The organism is Mycobacterium colombiense (assembly GCF_003284935.1).
Taxonomy (GTDB): domain Bacteria; phylum Actinomycetota; class Actinomycetes; order Mycobacteriales; family Mycobacteriaceae; genus Mycobacterium; species Mycobacterium arosiense_A.
In genome coordinates, this window is record NZ_QMEV01000053.1 from 1 (window position 1) to 22,671 (window position 22,671).

The 22,671-nt window shown below is 67.2% G+C and carries 18 protein-coding genes and 1 pseudogene; 10 read left to right on the top strand and 9 right to left on the bottom strand.

The window, feature by feature from the left end; translation table 11 throughout:
• Positions 1–210, bottom strand: a pseudogene (locus DQP57_RS19920) (adenylate/guanylate cyclase domain-containing protein); the annotation flags it as partial.
• Positions 211–410: 200 nt separating this feature from the next.
• Between DQP57_RS19920 and DQP57_RS19925 the strand changes: the two are divergent.
• Complete coding sequence (locus DQP57_RS19925; protein WP_112634439.1) at positions 411–1,490, top strand: oxygenase MpaB family protein; 1,080 nt, start codon at positions 411–413, stop codon at positions 1,488–1,490.
• On the opposite strand, the gene DQP57_RS19930 is transcribed toward DQP57_RS19925, so the two are convergent.
• The 4 genes from DQP57_RS19930 to infC all read right to left on the bottom strand — a co-directional run bounded on the left by DQP57_RS19930 (position 1,477) and on the right by infC (position 3,634).
• The gene (locus DQP57_RS19930; RefSeq protein WP_112634440.1) at positions 1,477–2,277 is read right to left on the bottom strand and encodes a TrmH family RNA methyltransferase; all 801 of its coding nucleotides are present in this window, start codon (positions 2,275–2,277) and stop codon (positions 1,477–1,479) included. The genes DQP57_RS19925 and DQP57_RS19930 overlap by 14 nt on opposite strands.
• A 13-nt stretch (positions 2,278–2,290) precedes the next feature.
• Positions 2,291–2,686 (bottom strand): 50S ribosomal protein L20, encoded by a 396-nt coding sequence (rplT, locus tag DQP57_RS19935; protein WP_007776071.1) that lies wholly within the window; start codon positions 2,684–2,686, stop codon positions 2,291–2,293.
• Positions 2,687–2,766: 80 nt separating this feature from the next.
• Positions 2,767–2,961 (bottom strand): 50S ribosomal protein L35, encoded by a 195-nt coding sequence (gene rpmI, locus DQP57_RS19940; RefSeq protein ID WP_066882282.1) that lies wholly within the window; start codon positions 2,959–2,961, stop codon positions 2,767–2,769.
• 67 nt (positions 2,962–3,028) lie between these two features.
• Positions 3,029–3,634: a translation initiation factor IF-3 gene (infC, locus tag DQP57_RS19945; protein ID WP_112634441.1), complete on the bottom strand. Its 606-nt coding sequence runs from the start codon at positions 3,632–3,634 to the stop codon at positions 3,029–3,031.
• Positions 3,635–4,062: 428 nt separating this feature from the next.
• On the opposite strand from infC, the gene lysX reads away from it, so the two are divergent.
• The 5 genes from lysX (at position 4,063) to DQP57_RS19970 (ending at position 12,367) form a co-directional block, all read left to right on the top strand.
• A complete protein-coding gene (gene lysX, locus DQP57_RS19950; RefSeq protein WP_205869179.1) occupies positions 4,063–7,449 on the top strand; it encodes a bifunctional lysylphosphatidylglycerol synthetase/lysine--tRNA ligase LysX in 3,387 nt (1,128 codons plus the stop codon).
• Between the two features lie 77 nt (positions 7,450–7,526).
• A complete protein-coding gene (locus tag DQP57_RS19955) occupies positions 7,527–9,008 on the top strand; it encodes an alpha/beta hydrolase (protein ID WP_205869177.1) in 1,482 nt (493 codons plus the stop codon).
• A 4-nt stretch (positions 9,009–9,012) separates the two neighbouring features.
• Positions 9,013–9,432, top strand: a complete 420-nt coding sequence (locus DQP57_RS19960; RefSeq protein WP_240631821.1) for a DUF6653 family protein — start codon at positions 9,013–9,015, stop codon at positions 9,430–9,432.
• Between the two features lie 76 nt (positions 9,433–9,508).
• On the top strand, positions 9,509–10,174 hold the full coding sequence (locus DQP57_RS19965; RefSeq protein WP_112634443.1) for a TetR/AcrR family transcriptional regulator: 666 nt from the start codon (positions 9,509–9,511) through the stop codon (positions 10,172–10,174).
• A gap of 60 nt (positions 10,175–10,234) precedes the next feature.
• Positions 10,235–12,367 (top strand): Rv1355c family protein, encoded by a 2,133-nt coding sequence (locus tag DQP57_RS19970; protein WP_112634444.1) that lies wholly within the window; start codon positions 10,235–10,237, stop codon positions 12,365–12,367.
• Positions 12,368–12,410: 43 nt separating this feature from the next.
• Here DQP57_RS19970 and DQP57_RS19975 read toward each other — a convergent pair whose 3' ends face one another.
• Positions 12,411–13,280 (bottom strand): class I SAM-dependent methyltransferase, encoded by an 870-nt coding sequence (locus DQP57_RS19975; RefSeq protein WP_240631822.1) that lies wholly within the window; start codon positions 13,278–13,280, stop codon positions 12,411–12,413.
• A 246-nt stretch (positions 13,281–13,526) separates the two neighbouring features.
• On the opposite strand from DQP57_RS19975, the gene DQP57_RS19980 reads away from it, so the two are divergent.
• The gene (locus tag DQP57_RS19980) at positions 13,527–14,918 is read left to right on the top strand and encodes a cytochrome P450 (RefSeq protein ID WP_112634445.1); all 1,392 of its coding nucleotides are present in this window, start codon (positions 13,527–13,529) and stop codon (positions 14,916–14,918) included.
• A 152-nt stretch (positions 14,919–15,070) separates the two neighbouring features.
• Positions 15,071–16,936, top strand: coding sequence for a putative bifunctional diguanylate cyclase/phosphodiesterase (locus tag DQP57_RS19985; RefSeq protein WP_112634446.1), 1,866 nt, complete (start codon positions 15,071–15,073; stop codon positions 16,934–16,936).
• A gap of 24 nt (positions 16,937–16,960) precedes the next feature.
• Here DQP57_RS19985 and DQP57_RS19990 read toward each other — a convergent pair whose 3' ends face one another.
• Together DQP57_RS19990 and DQP57_RS19995 are read right to left on the bottom strand one after the other, a co-directional pair.
• Positions 16,961–17,563 (bottom strand): class I SAM-dependent methyltransferase, encoded by a 603-nt coding sequence (locus DQP57_RS19990; protein WP_112634447.1) that lies wholly within the window; start codon positions 17,561–17,563, stop codon positions 16,961–16,963.
• A 125-nt stretch (positions 17,564–17,688) separates the two neighbouring features.
• Positions 17,689–18,405 (bottom strand): hypothetical protein, encoded by a 717-nt coding sequence (locus tag DQP57_RS19995; protein ID WP_112634448.1) that lies wholly within the window; start codon positions 18,403–18,405, stop codon positions 17,689–17,691.
• A 265-nt stretch (positions 18,406–18,670) separates the two neighbouring features.
• Here DQP57_RS19995 and DQP57_RS20000 point away from each other — a divergent pair, with 265 nt between their 5' ends.
• Complete coding sequence (locus DQP57_RS20000; protein WP_112634458.1) at positions 18,671–18,919, top strand: hypothetical protein; 249 nt, start codon at positions 18,671–18,673, stop codon at positions 18,917–18,919.
• A gap of 9 nt (positions 18,920–18,928) precedes the next feature.
• Here DQP57_RS20000 and uvrA read toward each other — a convergent pair whose 3' ends face one another.
• Complete coding sequence (gene uvrA / locus DQP57_RS20005) at positions 18,929–21,841, bottom strand: excinuclease ABC subunit UvrA (RefSeq protein WP_112634449.1); 2,913 nt, start codon at positions 21,839–21,841, stop codon at positions 18,929–18,931.
• 143 nt (positions 21,842–21,984) lie between these two features.
• On the opposite strand from uvrA, the gene DQP57_RS20010 reads away from it, so the two are divergent.
• The gene (locus tag DQP57_RS20010) at positions 21,985–22,662 is read left to right on the top strand and encodes an MBL fold metallo-hydrolase (RefSeq protein ID WP_112634450.1); all 678 of its coding nucleotides are present in this window, start codon (positions 21,985–21,987) and stop codon (positions 22,660–22,662) included.
• Positions 22,663–22,671: the final 9 nt, after the last annotated feature.

Below are 22,671 nucleotides of genomic sequence, written 5' to 3' on the forward strand. Positions count from 1 at the left end.
GCCCGCCGTGGACAGCGGATCGCCGAACTCGGGGTCGCCGGGCAGCAGTCGGCGCGCACGCCGGATGAACGCAACCGCCCCGGGACTGCGGTTGCGGCTGTGCAGCCATTGACTCGCGCTGTGCACCGACAGAGGCGAGCGCGGCGGAGCGGACTGCGCCTCGGATTCTTCGGGCTCACCCGGGTCCAGATCGCGACGCGCGAGTTCCACCTGGCCAGGTTATTTGGTTTTCTTCCAGGCAGGCAATGACGGCCGTGCCGTATGTGTCAGACGTCGCATCAAACCGCCTGATCACGGTGCTGCCACACCGGTGTGGAAGCTCGATAACACCCGGGTCGACACATCGCCGAAATCGTAGACAACGCGCGTTGTCAAAGTTATCGTGAGCGCAATCGGAGCAGGAGGCCGCGATGACTGGCACTGTGCATGCGGGCGGGATCGAACCCGCCGATCCGCTCGGACCAGATTCTTTGACCTGGAAGTATTTTGGCGACCTGCGCACCGGAATGATGGGCGTGTGGATCGGGGCGATCCAGAACATGTACCCCGAACTCGGCGCGGCCGTCGAGGAGCACTCGATCCTGCTGCGGGAGCCGCTGCAGCGGGTCGCCCGGTCGGTCTACCCGATCATGGGCGTGGTCTACGACGGCGACCGGGCATCGCAGACCGGCCGGCAGATCACCAGCTACCACCACACCATCAAGGGCACCGACACCGCCGGGCGGCGCTATCACGCGCTGAACCCGGAGACCTTCTACTGGGCGCACGCCACCTTTTTCATGCTGATCGTCAAGGTGGCCGAGTACTTCTGCGGCGGTCTGACCGAGGCCGAGAAGCGGCAGCTGTTCGCCGAGCACGTCCAGTGGTACCGGATGTACGGCATGAGCATGCGCCCCGTGCCCGAAACCTGGGAGGAATTCCAGGAGTACTGGGAGCGCACGGGCCGCGAGACGCTGGAGATCAACCGGGCGACGCTGGACATCTTCCAAATGCGAATCCCCAAGCCGAAATTCGTGCTGATGCCCACCCCGATCTGGGACCAGATCTTCAAGCCGCTGGTTGCCGGTCAGCGCTGGATCGCGGCGGGATTGTTCGAGCCCGCGGTCCGCGAGAAGGCCGGACTGCACTGGACACCGGGCGACGAGGTGTTGCTGCGCTTGTTCGGCAAGCTCGTCGAACTGGCCTTCCTGGCGGTGCCCGACGAGATCCGGCTGCACCCGCGCGCGCTGGCAGCCTACCGCCGCGCCCAGGGGCGGTTGCCCAGCGATGCGCCGCTGGTGGAGGCCCCGCCGTTCATGGCGCCGCCGCGCGACCGGCGCGGACTGCCGATGCATTACTTTCCGCCGTCGGCCCGCTCGCCGCTGGACCCCGCGCTGCAACCGGCCCGGGCCCTGATGGAACGCGCCGGCTCCCTGGTGCACACGACGCTGTCGCTGGCCGGCCTGCGCGCCGGCCGGGGCCGGCCGAAGCGGGCCGTTACGGCCGCGTAGGCAGGTTCAGCGCGCGGGCGCTCTGATACAGGCAGATCGCCGCGGCGGACGCCACGTTGAGACTCTCCGCCCCACCGGCCATCGGGATCCGCATCCGGTGATCGGCCGCGGCCGCGATTTCGCTTGGCAGACCGTGTGATTCGGGGCCGAACAGCCACGCCGTCGGCGCCCCGAGCAGGTCGCCGGCCTCATCGAGCCGCGTCTCACCGTCCACGGTGGTGGCGAGCAGCCGCAGGCCCGCGGCGCGCAACGCGTCGACGGCGGCGAGCGTGTCGGGCGCGACGACCACCGGGACGGAGAAGATGCTGCCGGCCGACGCGCGCAGGCACTTGCCGTTGTACGGGTCGACGCTATGGCCGCCCAGGATCACACCGGCCGCGCCCAGGGCATCGGCGAGTCGGATGAGCGTGCCTGCGTTGCCCGGCTCGCTGATCTCGACGGCCACCGCGACCAGCGCGGGCGTGCCGGCCAGCACGTCGTGCAAGCGGGTCGCCGGCGTTTCGCACACGGCGACCAGGCCGGCCGGAGTGACGGTGTCGGACAACGCTTTTGCCGCGCGTTCGGTGACCGGATGAACCGGGCATCGCGCGGAAGCCAAAGACGCCAGCAGCGCCGCGTGACGCTGCTGGGCGACTTCGGTGACGAAGACCTCGCTAACCAAGCCGCGGCGGGCGGCGGCCTCGACGAGGTTCGGGCCCTCGGCGAGGAATCGGCCCGCCCGGCGGCGGCCGACGTGGCGGTGCAATTTGACCGCCGCGGTGACCCTGGCCGAACGTTCGGTCAGCACCTGCCGTCGCGTGTTAGGCCGCTTCTCCCGAATCCGAGGGAGCGTTGACGTCCTCGGGCAGGGCCGCCCGCGCGATGTCGACCAGCGCCGTGAAGGCGGCCGGGTCGGCAATCGCGATGTCGGACAGGTTCTTTCGGTCCACTTCCACACCGGCGGCCTTGAGGCCCTGGATCAGCCGGTTGTAGGTGATGTCGTTGGCGCGCGCCGCCGCGTTGATCCGCGAGATCCACAGCTTGCGGAACTCGCCCTTGCGCGCACGACGGTCGCGGTAGGCGTAGTTCAGTGAATGAAGCTGCTGCTCTTTGGCCTTGCGGTAGAGCCGGGATCGCTGGCCGCGATAGCCCTTCGAGGCCTTCAGGATGCTGCGCCTCTTCTTGTGGGCGTTGACCGCCCGCTTCACGCGTGCCATTGGATGTTCCTACTCTCGTTCACAATTGGTTGGTCGGGTCGCCGTGCCAGCTCGCGATGCGGGTCTGGCCGGCGCGGTGGTCAGCCGTTCAGCAGGCTGTTGACGCGCTTGGTGTCGTTGGCCGACACCGTGGTGCGGCCGTCGAGGCGCCGGGTTCGCTTGGTCGGCTTGTGCTCGAGCAGGTGCCGGCGGTTGGCCTGCTGGCGAACGATCTTCCCGGTTCCGGTGCGCCGGAACCGCTTCGACGCCCCACTGTGGGTCTTGGCTTTGGGCATGTTTCCTCTGTTCTATGCAGTGCTCGAGTGGTGGGTGCTCGGGCTCTCGAAAAAGTCTCGCGTTGGGTCAGTTCGACGAAGGTTCGGCGTCGGCGGCGTCGGCATCCGGTGCCGCGCCGCCCCCGGGTCCTTCCGGATGGCGCGCCTTGGCGCGTGTCTTCGCGCCGCGGTGCGGTGCCAGCACCATCGTCATGTTGCGGCCGTCCTGCTTGGCGGACGTTTCGACGAAGCCGTATTCGGCGACGTCGGCTCCCAGGCGCTGAAGCAACCGGTAGCCCAGCTCGGGCCGCGACTGCTCACGTCCGCGGAACATGATGGTGACCTTCACCTTCGATCCCGCCTCCAGGAAGCGGATGACGTGACCCTTCTTGGTCTCGTAGTCGTGATCGTCGATCTTCGGTCGCAGCTTCTGTTCTTTGACGACCGTCTGCTGCTGGTTCCGGCGGGACTCGCGCGCCTTTTGCGCCGCTTCGTATTTGAACTTGCCGTAGTCCATGATCTTGCAGACCGGCGGTCTGGCGTTCGGGGCAACTTCGACAAGGTCGAGATCGGCGTCCGCAGCGACGCGCAGTGCGTCTTCGATGCGCACTATGCCTACCTGCTCTCCCCCTGGGCCGATCAATCGGACTTCAGGTACGCGAATGCGCTCGTTGACGCGGGTCTCAGTGCTGATGGGGCCTCCCTTGTTGGGCTTGTATGTCCGGTGACGACCGCCTGGGTCGGTCCGGGAACCAGCGGCGGAGACACCACACCACTAGCAAAAAAGCCCTGCACAAGCAGGGCCCAATGCCGACCGATCGCGGCTGGAAACTACCCGAGCCGCCCGCGTCACCCGCGGAACAGGCATACGCGATGCCCGTGACCGGACCGCTTAACCTTGGAAGATCCGCAACGGGATTTCATCGGCTGGCGGTGGGAGTGGGACTCCACTTAACTGTTCCTGGCATTCGCCGGGATGGTCGCAGCCGCTAGTTTAGCAGCCTTGAGGTGGCTTTTAGCACTTCGGCCGGACGACCCCGCCGCGACGGGCGCCACCCGGGCCCGAAATCAGCCGCCAAACTCGGTGCCGCCACTCTTAGCGCTTCGACAAGCTTTTCACGGATTGAGGGCATATCCTCGCGGTCTGTGACACTCGCATCTCCTGGTTCGAGGCCCGGCTCGGGTCCTCGTTCGGGCCCGCGTTCGGGGCCTGGCGGCCGGTCGAACTCGCGGTACCGCTGGGTGCCGGCGGCGGCCGGGTGGACCGTGGGCGTCATCGCGACGGTGTCGCTGCTGGGCAGCGTGTCCCCGCTGATCCGCTACCTGATCAAGGTCCCCCGCGAGTTCATCAACGACTACCTGTTCAACTTTCCGGACACCAGCATCGCGTGGTCGTTCATCCTGGCCCTGCTGGCCGCGGCCTTGACCGCACGCAAGCGCATCGCCTGGCTGCTGTTGCTGGCCAACATGATTCTGGCCGCCGCGCTGAACGCCGCCGACATCGCGGCGGGCGACAACACCGCCGCGGAGATTTTCGGCGAGAACCTCGGCTTCGCCGTCCACATCGTGGCGATCGTGCTGCTGGTGCTGGCCTACCGGGAGTTCTGGGCCAAGGTCCGCAAGGGCGCGCTGGTCAAGGCGGCCGCGGTGCTCGTCGCCGGCGACGTGGTGGGGATCGCAGTGTCCTGGGGCCTGGTCGAGATGTTCCCGGGAACGCTGGCCCGCCAGGATCGCCTCCCGTACGTGGCCAACCGGGTGGTCGGCTTCGCGCTCGCGGATCCGGACCTGTTCACCGGCCGACCGCACGTCTTCCTCAACGCGATCTTCGGGTTGTTCGGGGCGCTGGCGCTGATCTTGGCGACGATCGTGCTCTTCCAGTCCCAGCGCGCCGAGAACGCGCTGACCGGCGAGGACGAATCGGCCATCCGCGGGCTGCTCGAGCTCTACGGCAAGAACGACTCCCTGGGCTATTTCGCCACCCGCCGCGACAAGTCGGTGGTCTTCGCCCCCAGCGGACGCGCCGCCGTCACCTACCGCGTCGAGATCGGCGTCTGCCTGGCCAGCGGTGACCCGATCGGCGACCCGAGGGCGTGGCCGCAAGCCGTGGACGCCTGGCTGGGTCTGTGCCAGACGTACGGGTGGGCCCCCGGGGTGATGGGGGCCAGCACCCAGGGGGCGCGCGCCTATCGCGAGGCCGGTCTCAACGCGCTCGAACTCGGCGACGAAGCCATCCTGCGGACCTCCGAATTCAAGCTCTCCGGGCCCGACATGCGCGGGGTCCGTCAGGCCGTGACCCGCGCCCGCCGGGCGGGCCTGACCGTGCGGATCCGGCGCCACCGCGACATCACCGCCGACGCGATGGCCGAGACCATCGCCCGCGCCGACGCGTGGCGCGACACCCAGACCGAGCGCGGCTTCTCCATGGCGCTGGGCCGACTCGGCGACCCCGCCGACGGGGACTGCCTGCTGGTCGAGGCGCTCGACCGCGACGGCGGCGTCGTCGCGATGCTGTCGCTGGTTCCGTGGGGCACCACCGGCGTCTCCCTGGACCTGATGCGCCGTTCGCCGCAGTCCCCCAACGGCACCATCGAGCTGATGGTCAGCGACCTGGCGCTCAACGGCGAAGCCCTTGGCATCACCCGCATTTCGCTGAACTTCGCGATGTTCCGTTCGGCGTTCGAACAGGGCGCCCAGCTGGGCGCCGGGCCCGTCGCCCGCCTGTGGCGCGGGCTGCTGCTGTTCTTCTCGCGGTGGTGGCAGCTGGAGACGCTGTACCGCTCCAACATGAAGTACCAGCCCGATTGGGTGCCGCGTTACGCCTGCTACGAGGACGCCCGCCTGATTCCGCGAGTCGGTGTCGCTTCGGCCCTCGCCGAGGGGTTCCTGGTGCTGCCGTTCGGCCGGCGCAAGACACACACCGGCCATTACCCCGCCGTTCCGGCCAGGCTGGCCGAATCCGGACTGCTGCACCACGACGGCAGCGCCCCGGACGTCAGCGGCCTGCGGGAGCGCCGCGAGTCCGCCGACGAGGAGGAGTCCAGGTCTCGGCTCCCCGAGCAGGTTCGGGTGCGCCTGGCCAAGCTGAAGATCTTGCAACGCAACGGCGTCGACGCGTATCCGGTGGGGGTCCCGCCCACCCACACCGTCGCCAAGGCGCTCGACGCGGACGATCGCGAGGACATCACCGTCTCGGGCAGGATTCTGCGGATCCGCGACTACGGCGGGGTGCTGTTCGCCCAACTGCGCGACTGGTCGGGGGAAATGCAAGTGCTGCTGGACAATTCGCAGCTGCAGCGGGGACGGACCGCCGACTTCACCGCGGCCATCGACCTGGGTGACCTGATCGAGGTGTCCGGGCACATGGGCTTTTCCAAGAAGGGAAGCCGCTCGCTGATCGTCGCCGACTGGCGGATGATCGGTAAGTGCCTGCGGCCCCTGCCGAACAAGTGGAAGGGGCTGACCGACCCGGAGGCGCGGGTGCGGACCCGCTACGTCGACCTGGCCGTCAACCCCGACTCGCGCGAGCTGATCAAGGCGCGCAGCGACGTGTTGCGTTCGGTCAGGCAGACGCTGTTCGCCAAGGATTTCATCGAAGTCGAGACCCCGATCCTGCAGCAGATCCACGGCGGTGCCACCGCGCGGCCCTTCGTCACGCACATCAACACCTACGACCTGGACCTGTTTTTGCGCATCGCGCCCGAGCTCTACCTGAAGCGGTTGTGCGTCGGCGGCGTGGAACGGGTCTTCGAATTGGGCCGCGCCTTCCGCAACGAGGGCGTCGACTTCAGCCACAACCCGGAGTTCACCCTGTTGGAGGCCTACCAGGCCCACGCCGACTACACGGTGTGGATCGACGGCTGCCGGGAGATCATTCAGAACGCCGCCGAGGCGGCGCACGGCGAGCAGGTCGTGCTGCGGCGCGGCGCCGGGGGCGACGGCCGGCTGGAGCCTGTCGACATCTCCGGGGTGTGGGCGGTCAAGACCGTCTATGACGCCGTGTCCGACGCGCTGGGCGAGCACGTCGACCCCGGCACGTCGCTGTCCGTCCTGCGCAAGCTGTCCGACGCCGCGCACATCCCCTATCGGGCGCAATGGGATGCCGGCGCGGTGGTGCTGGAACTGTACGAGCACCTGGTCGAGGACCGGACCGAGGAGCCGACGTTCTACATCGACTTCCCGACCTCGGTGTCGCCGCTGACCCGGCCGCACCGCAGCGCACCGGGCGTCGCCGAGCGGTGGGACCTGGTGGCCTGGGGAGTTGAGCTGGCCACCGCCTACAGCGAGCTCACCGATCCGGTCGAGCAGCGCCGCCGCCTCCAGGAGCAGTCGCTGTTAGCTGCCGGCGGGGATCCCGAGGCGATGGAGCTCGACGAAGACTTCCTGCAGGCGATGGAGTACGCGATGCCGCCGACCGGCGGACTCGGGATGGGTATCGATCGGCTCGTCATGCTCATAACCGGCCGCAGCATCCGGGAGACATTGCCATTTCCGCTGGCCAAGCCGCATTAGCGGCGGCCCCGAACGTCCGTGCAGCGCAGAGCGAACATTGGGTGAATCCGTTCCAGGCCGGTTAACTTTAGATCACAATGAGTCACGTGACAGCCCCGACCGACAGCCCTGCGGCGCAGTTCCTGGCGAGTAGCCACACCTCGCTGATGCATGGCTGGGTGCCGGTGACGATCCAGGCGCTCGCCGCGGTGGCGCTGGTCGCGGCGGTCGGCTGGCGCTCGCGCCGCTGGCGCACGGTGTGGCTGCCGGTGGCCGCGCTGGCCGGCGGCGTCGCGGCCTACCTCACGCACTGGTACATCGTCGACCACGGGCTCTCCGATGACCCCGCCCCGGCGGCGCTGTGGCTGTGGATCACGCTGACGGGCATGGCCGCGGCCGTGCTGGTGCTGGGGTGGCGCACCGCGCGCCGCTGGCGGCGCGGCGCCGCGGTGCTGGCCGTACCGTTGTGCTTGCTCAGCGCGGCGCTGGTGCTCAACCTGTGGGTCGGCTACTTCCCCACCGTGCAGTCGGCGTGGAGCCAGCTGACGTCGGGCCCGCTGCCCGATCAGGCCGATCAGGCCACCGTTACGGCGATGGCCGCCAGCCGAATCCGGCCCGCGCACGGCACCGTCGTGCCGGTGGCGATCCCTTCCGACGGGTCGCACTTCAAACACCGCGGCGAGCTGGTCTACCTGCCGCCCGAATGGTTCGCGACCACCCCGCCGCCGGCGTTGCCGACGGTGATGATGATCGGCGGGCAGTTCAACACGCCCGCGGACTGGACCCGCGCGGGCAACGCGGTCAAGACCATCGACGACTTCGCGGCCGCGCACGACGGCAAGGCGCCGGTGCTGGTGTTCGTGGATTCCGGCGGCGCGTTCAACAACGACACCGAATGCGTCAACGGGGTTCGGGGCAACGCCGCCGATCACCTGACCAAAGACGTTGTGCCATTCATGATTTCGACCTTCGGGGTGAGCACGCACCGGTCGAATTGGGGCGTCGCGGGCTGGTCCATGGGCGGCACCTGCGCGGTCGATCTGACCGTCATGCACCCCGAGCTGTTCAGCGCGTTCGTCGACGTCGCCGGTGATTTCTTTCCCAACGCGGGGAACAAGGCCCAGACCATCGCCAGGCTGTTCGGTGGAAGCGCCGACGCCTGGGCCGCTTTCGACCCGACCACGGTGATCAGCCGGCACGGGCCGTATCGCGACGTGGCCGGCTGGTTCGCGATTTCGTCCGACGGCCCGCCGTCCCGCCGTGATCTGCAACTGGCCGACACCGGCGCCATCCGCCTCGCCGGACGCGAGGCGGCCGCCAATCCCGGCAATCAGACCGCGGCCGCCTATTCGCTGTGTGCGATCGGCCGTTCCAACGGAATCGACTGCGCGGTGGTCCCGCAGCCCGGCAAGCACGACTGGCCTTTCGCGGACCGGGTGTTCGCGGCCTCGCTGCCCTGGCTGGCCGGCGAGTTGGGCACGCCGGGAATCCCGCGGACACCGTTGCCCGCCACGTCCGCGCCCGGCGCCGGCACCCCGGTGGTCGTGCCGGCCGAGCATTCCAACACCGCCAAGCGATAGCCCGGTGTATTCCGTTGCGCGCGTTCGGCGTGCGGTGTTCGCGCGGCACTGCCACCCGCTGAGCGCATGGACGCGGTGGGCGAGCACACCGCTGATCCTGGTGCCCGTCTGGACGCGACGGTGGGGCCACGCGGCCTGGATTGCGCTGTGGCTGGCCGTCAATCCGGTGGTGTTTGGCGCGTCGGCGCACCATCACGCATGGTCGACGCGGGCGATGCTGGGCGAGGAGCTGTGGATCACCCGCCGGCCCCGCGACGCGGCGATGGTGGTCAGCGCGGCCTCGTCGGCGGCCGCCGTGGTGGGGATAGTCGCCGCGCGCCGGCATCGGCTGCTCCCGGCGCTGATCGCCGTCGCCCTGCAGATGGCGTTGACGCTGGTGTACTGGGAACAGATGGTCCGGCATTTCGAGCGGCAGTCGCAGTGACGCACGGGATCTGATGCGCGGATACGGTTGTCCGATACACCCGTACCGCGACGCGATACGGGTGTATTGTCCGGCCGTGGGACTGACCCGGCTGTTTCCGTATGACCCGCCCCCTCCAGCAGAGCCGACGCTCAAGGAGCGGATTCGCGACGCCGCACTGAGCTGCTTTGCTGTTCGCGGCATCGCCGCAACCACGCTGCGCGCAATCGCCGAGGCCGCGGACGTTTCGATTGGGCTGATACAGCACCACTTTCGCACCAAGGCCGCACTGACAGCCGCCGTCGATCAGTACGTCCTGCAGACGGTGAGCGAGGCATTGGAAGCCCCCACGCTGTCCGAGCCGCCCTCCGACAGTCTCAACGAGGCCGGGCGCCGTCTGACCGCACTGATGGTCGAACGTCCCGACGTGATGACCTATCTCGGCCGTGCGCTCGCCGAGGGCAGCGCATTAGGCTGGGTCATCTTCACCGGGCTGGTGGGTATCAGCGCGGGCCAGGGCGAACAGTTCGGGCGACAGGGCAAGCTGCGAGCAGACCTCGATCCCGATTGGGGGGCGCTCAACCCGCTCATCTTGCGCATCGGCGCGATCATTCTGCATCCCTATATCGAGCTCTACCTGGGTGAGGCGTTCTTCAGCGAGCCACAGCTGCGGCGCTGGGACGCCGCGGTCACGAGCCTGATACGGCGCGGGCAGTTCGCCGAGCGAACGGAGCTGCGGGAGAACGACATGATCGCTCAGTGAGCGGCCAAACGCCGCGTTACCGCGGCCGGCACACCAGTCAGGTGCTATACACGAAACACCATGGACGAGCGCACGGTAACCGCGTACAGCGCACACATTCTCGACACCGATGAGCCCGGCGACCGTCTGATATTGGAGCGGCTGCGCGCCGATCCCGCCGTCGAGATCGTCGACCGGCTCGACGCGCAATTGGCCAATCTGCGCGGCCTGCGCCCAGCGCCGGATTCGACGCTCCTCGGCGAAGGGACGCGGTGGGCGTACTACCCGTGGCGGCGTGCCGTCGTTGCGGTGCTGGGGCCGCACGGGTTTCGGGCGCTACGACTTGATCGCAACAGAAACAACATCACCATTGAGGAACAGACCAAGCTCGGCTCGCTGACCATCGGCGTCGCCGGTCTGAGCGTCGGCCATGTCATCGCGCACACCTTGGCGATGCAGGGATTGTGTGGCCGCCTTCGCCTGGCGGATTTCGATCACCTGGAACTGTCGAATCTGAATCGCGTGCCCGCCACCGTGTTCGACCTCGGGTTGAACAAAGCTCAGGTCGCGGCACGCAGGATTGCCGAACTCGATCCCTACCTGGCGGTGGATGTGTTCGATGCGGGAATCACCGCGGACACGATCGACGCCTTTCTGGATGGGTTGGACATCGTCATCGAAGAGTGCGATTCGCTCGACATGAAGGTCGCCCTGCGGATGGCGGCCCGCGCCAGGCGTGTTCCCGTGTTAATGGCGACCAGCGACCGGGGGCGGGTCGACGTCGAACGGTTCGATCACAATCCCGACCGTCCCGTCATGCACGGGTTGCTGGACCAGCTCGATGTCGAGCAGGTGGCGGGCATGAGCAACCGCGAGAAGCTCCCGCACATGCTGCGTTACGACGAAGCCGAGCACATCTCGCCCCGCACCGCCGCATCGCTCCTCGAGATCGACCGATCGCTGTCGACGTGGCCGCAGTTGGCGTCCGATGTCATCGTGGGCGCCGCGGCAATGGCCGAGGCCGTGCGCAGGATCGGCTTGGGTGAGGACCTGAGATCCGGCCGCTGCCGCATCGACACCGGCTGGGCGCTCGACCAACTGGGCGAAGTCGAGACGCCCCAGCATCACCCCGCGCGTGACAACGAACCGGGAAGCGACCCGGCCGGTCCCGCAGTCGACGACACGATCGTCGCCGCCGCGATGCGCGCCCCCTCGGGGGGAAACAGCCAGCCGTGGTGCATCGACGCGCAACCGGCCAGGCTCACCATAAGCGTCGCCCCAGAACATACTTCGGCGATGGACATGGGCTTCCGCGGCAGCGCCGTCGCGGTGGGGGCCGCCCTGTACAACGTCAGGATCGCCGCCGCCGCCCGTCAGATGCTCGGCCCGGTGAGCGTTTCCGAAGACGTAGACGGTTCGCCGGTACGGGCCACCATGCAATTCGGAAACGGTAGCGACCCTGCCCTGGCCGATCTGTATGAACCGATGGTCGTGCGCGAGACCAACCGCCATCGCGGAACGCCACAACCACTTGACGATCACACGAAAAAAATGCTCGCCGTCACCGCCGAGCGCGAGGGCGCGCGTCTGCACCTAGTCACCGAGCGAGACGACCTTTCGCGGGCCGCAACGATTTTCGGTGCGGCCGACCGCATCCGGTACCTGACGCGGCAACTACACACCGAGATGGTCTCGGAACTGCGCTGGCCCGGGGATCCCGACCCCGACACCGGGATCGACGTGCGTTCCCTCGAACTCGACGCCAGCGACCTGGCGCTGATGGACATTGTGCGCCGCCCCGACGTCATGGCTTACCTCGCCGACTGGAACGCCGGCAGCGCCTTGGGTGACGGCATGCGCGACGAAGTCCTCGGCAGTTCTGCGCTGGCGGTGCTCACCGTGACCGGGGGCCGCCTCAGCGACTACGTCCGCGGCGGGTCGGCCGTGGAGGCGGTATGGATCGTCGCCCAGCGCGAAGGCCTCGCCGTCCGGCCGTTGTCACCTGTCTTCTTGCACGCGCGAAATGCCGCCGAACTCCATGAGTTGTCAGCCGGCTTCGCCGACGAATTAGCGCGATTACAAGACGATTTCGTGCGCCTCACCTCGACCGCTCCCGACGAATCCATCGTGCTGGCCTTGCGCTTGACCGCCGCACCGCCGGCGTCTGTATCCAGTCGCCGCAGCCTGAGCCGGGTCCGTTTCCAAGGCCTCTGACGTGCCACCGTCGCGCGGCGAGCGCCATCGGCGCCACAGCACCTCAGAACGGTTTCGCCGTGAATCCCCACCGCAACAAGGCCGACTCGCGGCGGGCCCTCCCCCGCAATGCGGGGTCGCGCGTGCCGGTCACACCGTGCGGTTCGCCGCGCGACCCGAATGTCCAGTACGCCTGCAGATAGGGCACCGGTGTCGAATGGCCGCAATGCATTTCGTGCAGTCCTGCTGCCGCGAGCTCTGTCGACAGTTCCGCGAAGGTGAACGCCGCCGCCTCGCTTGCAATGGCATCCTGGCGCAGGACGGGCGGCGAGGCGGGGTCGGCGATCTCCAGCATCTTGGGGGCGGCCTCCGGGTCGCGCAGGCGCTGAAAATCGGAAATCCACACCGCCGCACCGCTGCGGCGTTGGAGGTCGGCGATCTGTCGGAGGGCGCCACGCAGGGTGTCGAAGTCCGGTAGCTGATGCAGGGTCCACATGCAGGAGATGGCGTCCCACCGACGTGTTGAAATCTGATCCGGCAATGCGGTGATGTCGTCCTGCCGAAGGTCGACACGCTCCCCCAGGCCCTCGGCGTCGAACAGCTCTCGCGCCGTGGACAGCATGTTCGGGGCCAGATCGACGGCGGTGGCCCGAACGTCGGGCCGTCGGCGCAGGACGGCGCTGAGCGCGCGGCCTGACCCGACGCCGAGGTCCAGCAGGTGGCCGCCGGGCGGCAGCAGCGCATCAAGCGCGCGAGCGCACAAGTCGTACACCGCGAGCATCCCCGGGTTGGATCCGCCACCGGTGTGAAACTGGGCCACCGACTCCGGGTCGTCCACCACCATCGGCTCAGGAATGCGCTCACGCCCCGCCGGATGCGACCGCTCACGCAAGACGATGCCGGGCATCCGCCACAGGGGCCGAATTCTCTTCACCCTCGACCTTTCATGGAGTCCGCGTCATCGATTTCGAGTCAGGTTCTGGCTACCGACGAGCACTGGGCCAACTGTCGTACATGATTATCAACCCGTCCCTGCAATTTCACTGGCAGCCCGGTGAATTCGCCGCGTCGAAACGGATGTGCTGGAATACTTGTCCGGTCAGCGGGGGCCGGCAAGCTTTTGGCCTGCGCGGTCCCATTGGATCGGCACAGGCAACATCATTATCCGCGGGAGGTAGGCGTGGTTCAGGCCCTTGCGAGTGACGAAATCAAGTACTTACCCCTGCCGCCGGTGAACCCGATGCCCTTTCGTCAGCGCCTCGCGGCGGTGCGCGAATTCAGCACGGGAACGGAAAGGCTGCGAGACGCCGGCGGCCGGGTGAGCTTTTTCACCCTGGGGCCGCGATGGCTGATGCCACCGATGGTGCTTGCGACGTCTCCGGAAGCCATCCGCGACATCCTCAGTACCAAAGACGATTCCGTCGACAAGACCACACCGGTCTTCGAGCAGGTGCGCCACATCATCGGTGCCAGTCTCACCGATCTTCCCTTCGAGCCATGGAAGTCACGTCGGCGCACCCTACAGCCGGTGTTCACCAAACAGCGGGTGAGCGAGTTCGGCGGTCACATGGAACAGGCGGCGCAATCGGTGAGCGAGGGGTGGCAGGAGGGCGCCGTCATCGATCTGGACGCCGAATGCCGCACGATCACGTTGCGCGCGCTTGGCCGGTCGGTGCTCGGACTCGACCTGGAAGAACGGGCCGGCGAGGTTGTCGAGCCGCTACGGGTCGCGTTGGCCTACGCGGTCAGGCGCGCGACGAATCCGCTTCGGGCGCCTCGCTGGTTGCCCACACCGGCGCGGCGGCGCGCCCGATCGGCAAGCGCCAAACTCCACGCTCTGACGGAAGAGATCTTGCGGGACTGTCGCGCCGACCCGACACGAGTCGCACCCCTGGTCCACGCGCTCATCGCGGCGCAGGATCCGGTAACCGGAAAGCGGTTGACCGATAAGGAGATTTGCGACGAGTTGGTCATGTTCCTCTTCGCCGGCCACGACACCACGACGACGGCCTTGACCTATGCCCTCTGGGCGCTGGGACATCACCCCGATTACCAAGAGCGCGTTGCCGCCGAAGTCGCAGCCCTACCGGATCGGCCACTGACGTCTGACGACCTACCCCACCTCGCATACACGATGCAGGTGATACGGGAGTCGCTTCGCCTGTGCCCGCCGGCCCCCACCGGCACGCGCATGGCCTCTCGCGACGTCGCGGTGGCCGGCTATCGGGTGCCCAAGGGCACCATGCTCATCGTTGGGCGGATGGCCGTACAGCGCGACCCGCAACTTTGGGAGGATCCCCTCCGGTTCGACCCCGACAGGTTCAGTCCCCACCACTTCAAGGCGCTCGATCGGTGGCAATACGTGCCTTTCGGTGGCGGACCGCGCTCCTGCATCGGCGACCATTTCGCCATGCTCGAAGTGACGCTCGCCTTGGCAACCCTCATCCGAGGAGCCGAAATCCGCTCTCTCGACGACGAATTTCCGCTCGCGCTGCACTTCACCATGATTGCCGGCGGTCCGGTGCGCGCTCGCATTCGACCGCGTCGCTCGCCCGGTGCGCCGACCAGCTAACGCGCTTGCGCCGCGTTCCCTCGTCGAGAAAGCTCATCGGAGCCGAGCCCATGCGGTCTTGATCACACTCGGGCGTCAACGTGAGCGAATCATTGCTAGACACCCTATGCAATGCCAAACGCAGCGCAGCGGTTACCGCTACGGTTAGGGCAATGTCGGGCACCCTGGACCACCTGGTCACCGCTGCCGCCGCCGAGTTGATGGCGGCCACCGTGGCGGACTCTGCCGCGATCAGCCAACGCGTGCTCGGCAACCTGGTTCGCGACCTGGGGGTGGACTTCAGCTTCCTGCGCCACAACGACCACACCATCCGCGCGACGCGCCTCATCGCCGAATTCCCGCCACGCAACGCCGACCCGGACCCGATCGGTCTGGTGTATTTCGCCGACGCCGACTCCATCTTCGCGCGCACCGAACACCTCAAGGCGCCCGAGGTGGTCCGTCCCGAGCCTGAGAACGCCGACTATCAGCACCGGATCGAAGAGGGCACTGGCGCTCCCGCCGTCTCGCTGGCCGCTGTTCCGCTGCTGTCCGGCGACGTCACCACCGGCACGCTCGCCTTCGGCAAGCTCGGCGACCGTGAATGGTTAGCCGAAGAACTCAACGCGCTACAGGCGATCGCCGCGCTTTTCGCGCAACTGCAGGCCCGCGTCGTCGCCGAACAGCAAATTCACTACCTCGCTGAGCACGATGAACTCACCGGACTGCTGAACCGCAGGGCGCTCATCGCGTACCTCGACGACCGGCTCGAGAAGGGGCAGCCCGGGCCGGTTTCCGTCGTGTTCCTCGCCATAGACCGCTTCAAGGTCATCAACGGTCGCCTCGGCCAAGACGCTGGCGATCGATTCATCGAGAACTTCGCCGCGCTGCTGCGCGAGGCCACCCAGATTCCCTCCGTCATCGCCCGTTTCGGCGGTGACGAGTTTGGCGTCGTGCCCGCCGCGGCCATGGATGTCGAGGCCGCCGAGACGTTCGCCCGCTCGCTGCACGATCGGGTCCACCTGCCGATTCCCATCGACGGTGAGACGCTCAGTCGCACCGTGAGTATCGGCGTCGCGGCCGGCCTACCCGGGGACGAGACCACGTCGGACCTGCTACGGCGGGTCGACCAGGCCACCCGGTCGGCCAAGGCGTCCGGCGGCAACAGCGTCGCGACCTTCCGCCCGGAAATGTCGACGACAGACATGATCCGCAACGACATCGAGCTGCACCTGGAAGGGATGATCGAGGGCGGTGGCGGCGCGTTGGTGCTGCACTACCTCCCGGAGTTTGACATGCGCACCGGCGAGATCCTCGGCACCGAGGCGCTAATACGTTGGCAACACCCGACTCTGGGGCTGCTGATGCCCGATTCGTTCATCCAGGTCGTGGAATCGATCAACCTCGGTGCCAAACTGGGCCGCCTCGTAATGCGCTCGGCGTGCGCGCAATTCGGGCTCTGGCGGTCACACGGTGTCGGCAACGGCATGGTGCTTCGCATCAACGTATCCCCCGTGCAGCTCGTCACCGCCGGTATCGTCGACACGGTCGCGGCCACCCTCGACGAGTTCGGGCTGGATCCCAGCACCGTATGTCTGGAAATCACCGAAAGCGTTGTGGTCCAGGATATCGACGCCACACGTCAGACCTTGTTCGGCTTGAAGGACGTCGGGGTACAGATCGCCATCGACGACTTCGGCACCGGCTACAGCGTGTTGACCTATCTGAAATCTCTGCCCGTCGATTCGCTGAAGATCGATAAAGGGTTTGTCCAAAATCTGGATACCAACGCCGGCGATTTGGCGATCGTGCGCTCGACGATGGCCCTGGCCGACGCGTTCGGGCTCGATGTCGTCGCCGAGGGGGTGGAATCCGTGGCCGCGGCCGAGAGGCTGCTCAGCCTGGGATGCCATCGCGCACAAGGTTTTCTGCTGTCACGCCCCCTCGACAGCGTGGCAATGGAGTCGCTCCTGGCCAAGCGCGCCATACCGATGAACTTCTCCACCACCCGGTTCCCGGGAACAGGGAACGCGGTGTAAACCCGCCGAACCCACGGCACGCGCTCAGTCGCGATATTGCAGCAGGTAGTAATACGCCCGGGTCTTCCTATCGTCGAGCTCCTGCTCGTCGCCGGTGAACAACAGCGTCCAGTCGGGAGTGAAACGTTGTTGGATCTCGGCGTGACTGATGCCGGGCACGCCGAACCGGCCTCCGGGAGGGAACGCGGCAATGAACAACCGCGCGCCCGGTGCCGCCACGGCGCCGACTTCCCGGACGTACGCCTCACGGTCGGCGCCACTCATGTTGTGGATGCAACCGTTGTCGACGATCAAGTCGAAGCCTGTTCCGATCCCGGACTGACTCAGCTGCGTCACGTCGGCACGGACGAAGTCGACCGAGACACCGGCTTTGCCGGCCTTCGCTTGCGCCTTTTCAAGCGGCTTCGCGACATAGTCGACCGCAGTGACCTGCCAGCCCCGCTGGGCAAGGTAGACGGCGCAGTCCCCGGTCCCGCAGCCGACGTCGAGGGCCCGCCCGGTGCGCAGCGCGGGCGTGTCCCCAGTTCCCTCGACGAGATCCCGCAGACCTTGCCCGATCGGGTGGCCCTCCCACGGCGTGAAGCCGATCCGGTAGAAGAACCGAAATCGCGTGTGTCGAGAAGCCATAGCCGCAATGATGACATTCGCGCCAACCGGCCCGACAGCGGCTTCCCGGTTTCACCGGTGGGATGCGACGACCTAGCACACTGTCGCGGGCAGCCGGGAACGCCTCGGCACCACGTCATTTCCCGCTACGCGGAGATGCGGTTGAGGATTTCGGCGTTCTCTGCGCACATCAGCTTGAATTGACCGGGTTCCGCGTGGGTGGCAATGGTGCGGCGATCCCACCACATCACCTTGGTTCGGTAGTCCTCGGTGGGATAGGCCGCCGCCGGCACCCGGTTGGCCACGACGCCCCCGGAGGACTGCCACTGCTCGAGCACGTGCGCCGCCGCAGTGGCCATCACGAACTGAACACCCAGCAACGTCATGATTGGCAGTGCGGTGCGGGCCAGCACCGTGGACAGCGCCCGATTGCCATATTCGCGAGAATTGGTCCACGCGCTTTTCACCTCCACGACGCCAAACGGAAGCCGATTGGAAATCATATGGCGCAGCAACGGAAGGCCCGGGTTGCCTTTCCATTCCTCGAGAGCGTGGGAGTCCTCCGGCGAGCGCAAAGGCCCGACGACACGCGTCCCGCCGACGACGCGCCCGTGTGGGTCGAGCGCGGCAAAAAACAGGGACGTGTCGACCCCGTCCTGAATGTGCTCGGGGTCAAGCACCCAATCCAGCCCGTGCCGGCGATAGCTGTTCAGCGCGCCTTCCAGGTACTGATTCCACAGATCAGGCTCCGCGGCCGGTGTCGACGCGATGACCCGGCACCCCGTCGCGTGATCGAGCCAGCCGAACCCCGATTCCGACAACGGGCCGGCAATCCCGGTCTCCGTGATTTGTGCCGCTTCCATACGTGACCTCCGCTTATTCGCCGTTACCAACGAGTATTTTTTTGAACGGTTTGGTTTGCTAATTCGACTCGCGACGAATTAACCAAAGGGATTGTGACATAAACGGACGAATTCGACCGCTCGGCCAGGGCATAGGGCGCAAAAGACCCTCGTGTACCTTTTGTTTTGGTGGGCGGGGCCGGGGCCGTCCGGCGACACCGATATTGACGCTTCCGCATTCAAACGCCGACGCGATTTCGACCGCTCGTCGCAGTACCGTGACGGCATGCCCGACACACCAACCCCTTCCGGAGCCGGCGGACCCGGCCCGGACTACGACGACTCCGGTGTGCCGACCTTCGAGTCGGTGCGCGATCAGATCGAGGCCCGGTACGCGACGGCGCACGGCGCCGCCGAGCTCGATGCGGAATCACCCGAGGGCCGCTCGGTCGAGGAACAGTACGACGAACGACGGCGCGCCGCGGCCCAGCGGCTGGCCCAGATTCGCGACGCGATGAAGCCCGAGAAAGGTTGACGCGTGGGCTCAGGCGGTGACTTTGCGACGCCGGTTCGACCGCTGCGGGGCGCCCGATGCCGCCGGGCTCCGGCCGATCACCTCGGCGAGGAACTTGCCGGTGTAGCTCTCCGGCACCGCGGCGACATCCTCCGGAGTGCCTTCCGCGACAACGGTTCCGCCCTCGGCGCCGCCTTCCGGACCCATGTCGACGATCCAGTCGGAGGTCTTGATCACGTCCAGGTTGTGCTCGATGACGATGACCGTATTGCCTTTGTCGACAAGGCCGTTGATGACCTTCAGCAGCTTGCGGATGTCGTCGAAATGCAGACCCGTGGTGGGCTCGTCGAGGATATACACGGTGCGCCCGGTCGAGCGCTTCTGCAGTTCGGCGGCCAGCTTGACGCGTTGCGCCTCGCCGCCGGACAGTGTGGGCGCGGGCTGGCCGAGCCGCACATAGCCCAGCCCGACGTCGACCAGGGTGCGCAGGTAGCGGTGGATGCCGGTGATGGGCTCGAAGAACTCCGCCGCCTCCTCGATGGACATGTCCAGCACTTCGGAGATGGTCTTGCCCTTGTAGTGCACCTCGAGGGTTTCGCGGTTGTAACGGGCGCCGTGGCAGACCTCGCACGGCACGTACACGTCGGGCAGGAAGTTCATCTCGATCTTGATGGTGCCGTCACCGGTGCACGCCTCGCAGCGGCCGCCCTTGACGTTGAACGAGAACCGACCCGGTTGATAGCCACGGACTTTGGCCTCGGTGGTGGCGGCGAACAGGGTGCGGATCTTGTCGAACACCCCGGTGTAGGTGGCCGGGTTGGACCGCGGCGTGCGGCCGATCGGCGACTGGTCCACCCGCACCAGCTTGTCCAGGTGGTCAAGCCCGGTGACCCGGGTGTGCCGGCCGGGAACCTGGCGGGCGCCATTGAGCCGGTTGGCCAGCACCGCCGCCAGGATGTCGTTGACCAGGGTTGACTTGCCGGAACCCGACACCCCGGTCACCGAGGTGAGCACGCCGAGCGGGAACGAGACGTCGATGCCGCGCAGGTTGTGCTCGCGGGCGCCGACGACGGTGAGCCGCCGCTTGTCGACCGGGCGCCGCTTCGCGGGCATCTCGATGCGTTCCTTGCCCGACAGGTAGGCGCCGGTGATCGAGTCCTTGTTCGCCAGCAGCTCGCTGTAGGTGCCGCTGTGCACGATCTCGCCGCCGTGCTCACCGGCCCGCGGGCCGATGTCGACGATCCAGTCGGCGTGCGCGATGGTGTCCTCGTCATGCTCGACGACGATCAGCGTGTTGCCCAAACCTCTTAGGCGAGTGAGGGTTTCGATGAGCCGGCGGTTGTCACGCTGATGCAGCCCGATGGACGGCTCGTCGAGCACATAGAGGACCCCGACCAGACCCGACCCGATCTGGGTGGCCAGCCGAATGCGTTGCGCCTCACCGCCGGACAGCGTGGCCGCGGCGCGCGACAGCGACAGGTACTCCAGCCCGACGTCGAGCAAAAAGCCCAGCCGCGACTGGATTTCCTTGAGCACCTGACCCGCGATCGCCTTCTCGCGGACGCCCAGAGTGAGTGCGTTCAGGAAGTCCGCGCAGTCCGAGATCGACAGTTCGCAGACCTCGGCGATGGACTTCGCGCCGCGGTCCCCCGCGGCGAGCGTCACGGCCAGGATCTCCGGCTTGAGCCGGGTGCCCTCACAGACCGGGCAGGGCACGTCACGCATGAATCCTTCGTAGCGTTCCTTCATCTGCTCGGATTCGGTCTGCGCCATCTTGCGCTGCAGGAACGCCAGCACGCCTTCGAAATCGGCGTAGTAGGACCGGGTGCGCCCGTACCGGTTGCGGTACCGCACATGGACCTGGTGGTCGGAGCCCTCGAGAATCGCCTTGCGGGCCTTGGCCGGAAGCTTGCGCCACGGGGTGTCGACGTCGAAGCCCAGCTCGTCGCCGAGGCCGGCCATCATCCGGGTGAAGTACTCCGCGGTGTGGCCCGTCGACCACGGGGCCACCGCGCCCTCGGCCAGGGTGCGCTCCGGGTCGGGCACCACCAGATCGGGGTCGACCTCCTTGCGGATGCCCAGGCCGCTGCACTCCGGGCAGGCGCCGTAGGGCGAGTTGAACGAGAACGACCGCGGTTCCAGGTCGTCGACCGCCAGCGCGTGCCCGTTGGGGCAGGCCAGTTTCTCGGAGAACCGCTGCTCCCGGTTGTGCGCGTCGTGTTCGTGGTCGACGAACTCGAGCACCACGATGCCGTCGGCCAGGTTCAGCGCGGTCTCCACGGAATCGGTGAGCCGCTGCTTGGCGGACGCCTTGACGGTGAGGCGGTCCACCACCACCTCGATGTCGTGCTTTTCCTGCTTCTTCAGCTTGGGCGGGTCGGTCAGCGGGTGCACGACGCCGTCGACCCGCACCCGGCTGTAGCCCTGGGCGTTGAGTTTCTCGAAGAGGTCGGCGAATTCGCCCTTGCGGGTGCGCACCACCGGCGCGAGCACCAGGAATCGGGTGCCTTCCGGCATCGCCAGGACCTGATCGACGATTTGCTGTGGGGTCTGCCGGGCGATCCGCTCGCCACAGATCGGGCAGTGCGGCGTGCCGGCCCGCGCGTAGAGCAGCCGCAGGTAGTCGTAGACCTCGGTGATGGTGCCGACGGTCGATCGCGGGTTGCGGTTGGTCGACTTCTGGTCGATGGAGACCGCCGGCGACAGTCCCTCGATGAAGTCGACGTCGGGCTTGTCCATCTGGCCCAGGAATTGGCGCGCGTAGGCGGACAGGGACTCCACGTAGCGGCGCTGCCCCTCGGCGAAGATCGTGTCGAAGGCCAGCGACGATTTCCCCGAACCCGACAACCCGGTGAAGACGATCAGCGCGTCGCGGGGCAGGTCGAGATCGACGCCGCGCAGGTTGTGTTCGCGGGCGCCCTTGACGATCAGACGGTCAGCCAACGCTGCCCCTCTCAGAACTCTCTGGCAACTTCTCGTGGCCTCCTGGTAGCCCAAGTGCGCATCCCGAACCGGAATTGCGCACGGCGCATTCCATGCTATGTGCCCATACCGACAAGCAAGTTTTGACCAGTAGCGTGACCGGTATGACTGCAGTGGACGACAACTACACCGGACACGTCGACCCCGGCACCGCGGCCCGCCGGACCCTACCCGGCGCCACGATCCTAAAGGTCTCGGTCGGCCCCATGGACAACAATGCGTATCTGATCACTTGTTCCGCTACCGGCGAAACACTGTTGATCGACGCCGCCAACGACGCGGACCTCCTGCTCGATCTGATCCGGCAGAACGCGCCGAAGCTGTCGCTGATCGTGACCAGCCATCAGCACTTCGACCACTGGCAGGCACTGGAGGCGGTGGCCGCCGCCACCGGCGCGCCGACGGCCGCCAACGAGATCGACGCGGAGCCGCTGCCGGTCAAGCCGGACCGTTTGCTGTCGGGCGGTGACACCGTGCAGATCGGTGAGCTGACCTTCGACGTCATCCACCTGCGTGGGCATACCCCGGGATCGATCGCGCTGGCCCTGGACGGCCCGGCGACCGGCGGTGTCACCCAGTTGTTCACCGGCGACTGCCTGTTCCCGGGCGGCGTCGGCAAGACTTGGCAGCCCGGCGATTTCACCCAGCTGATCGAGGACGTCAGCACCCGGGTGTTCGACGTCTACGACGACTCCACCGTCATCTACCCCGGCCACGGTGACGACACGGCGTTGGGCGCCGAGCGTCCCCACCTGGGCGAATGGCGCGAGCGGGGCTGGTAGCCGCCCGGC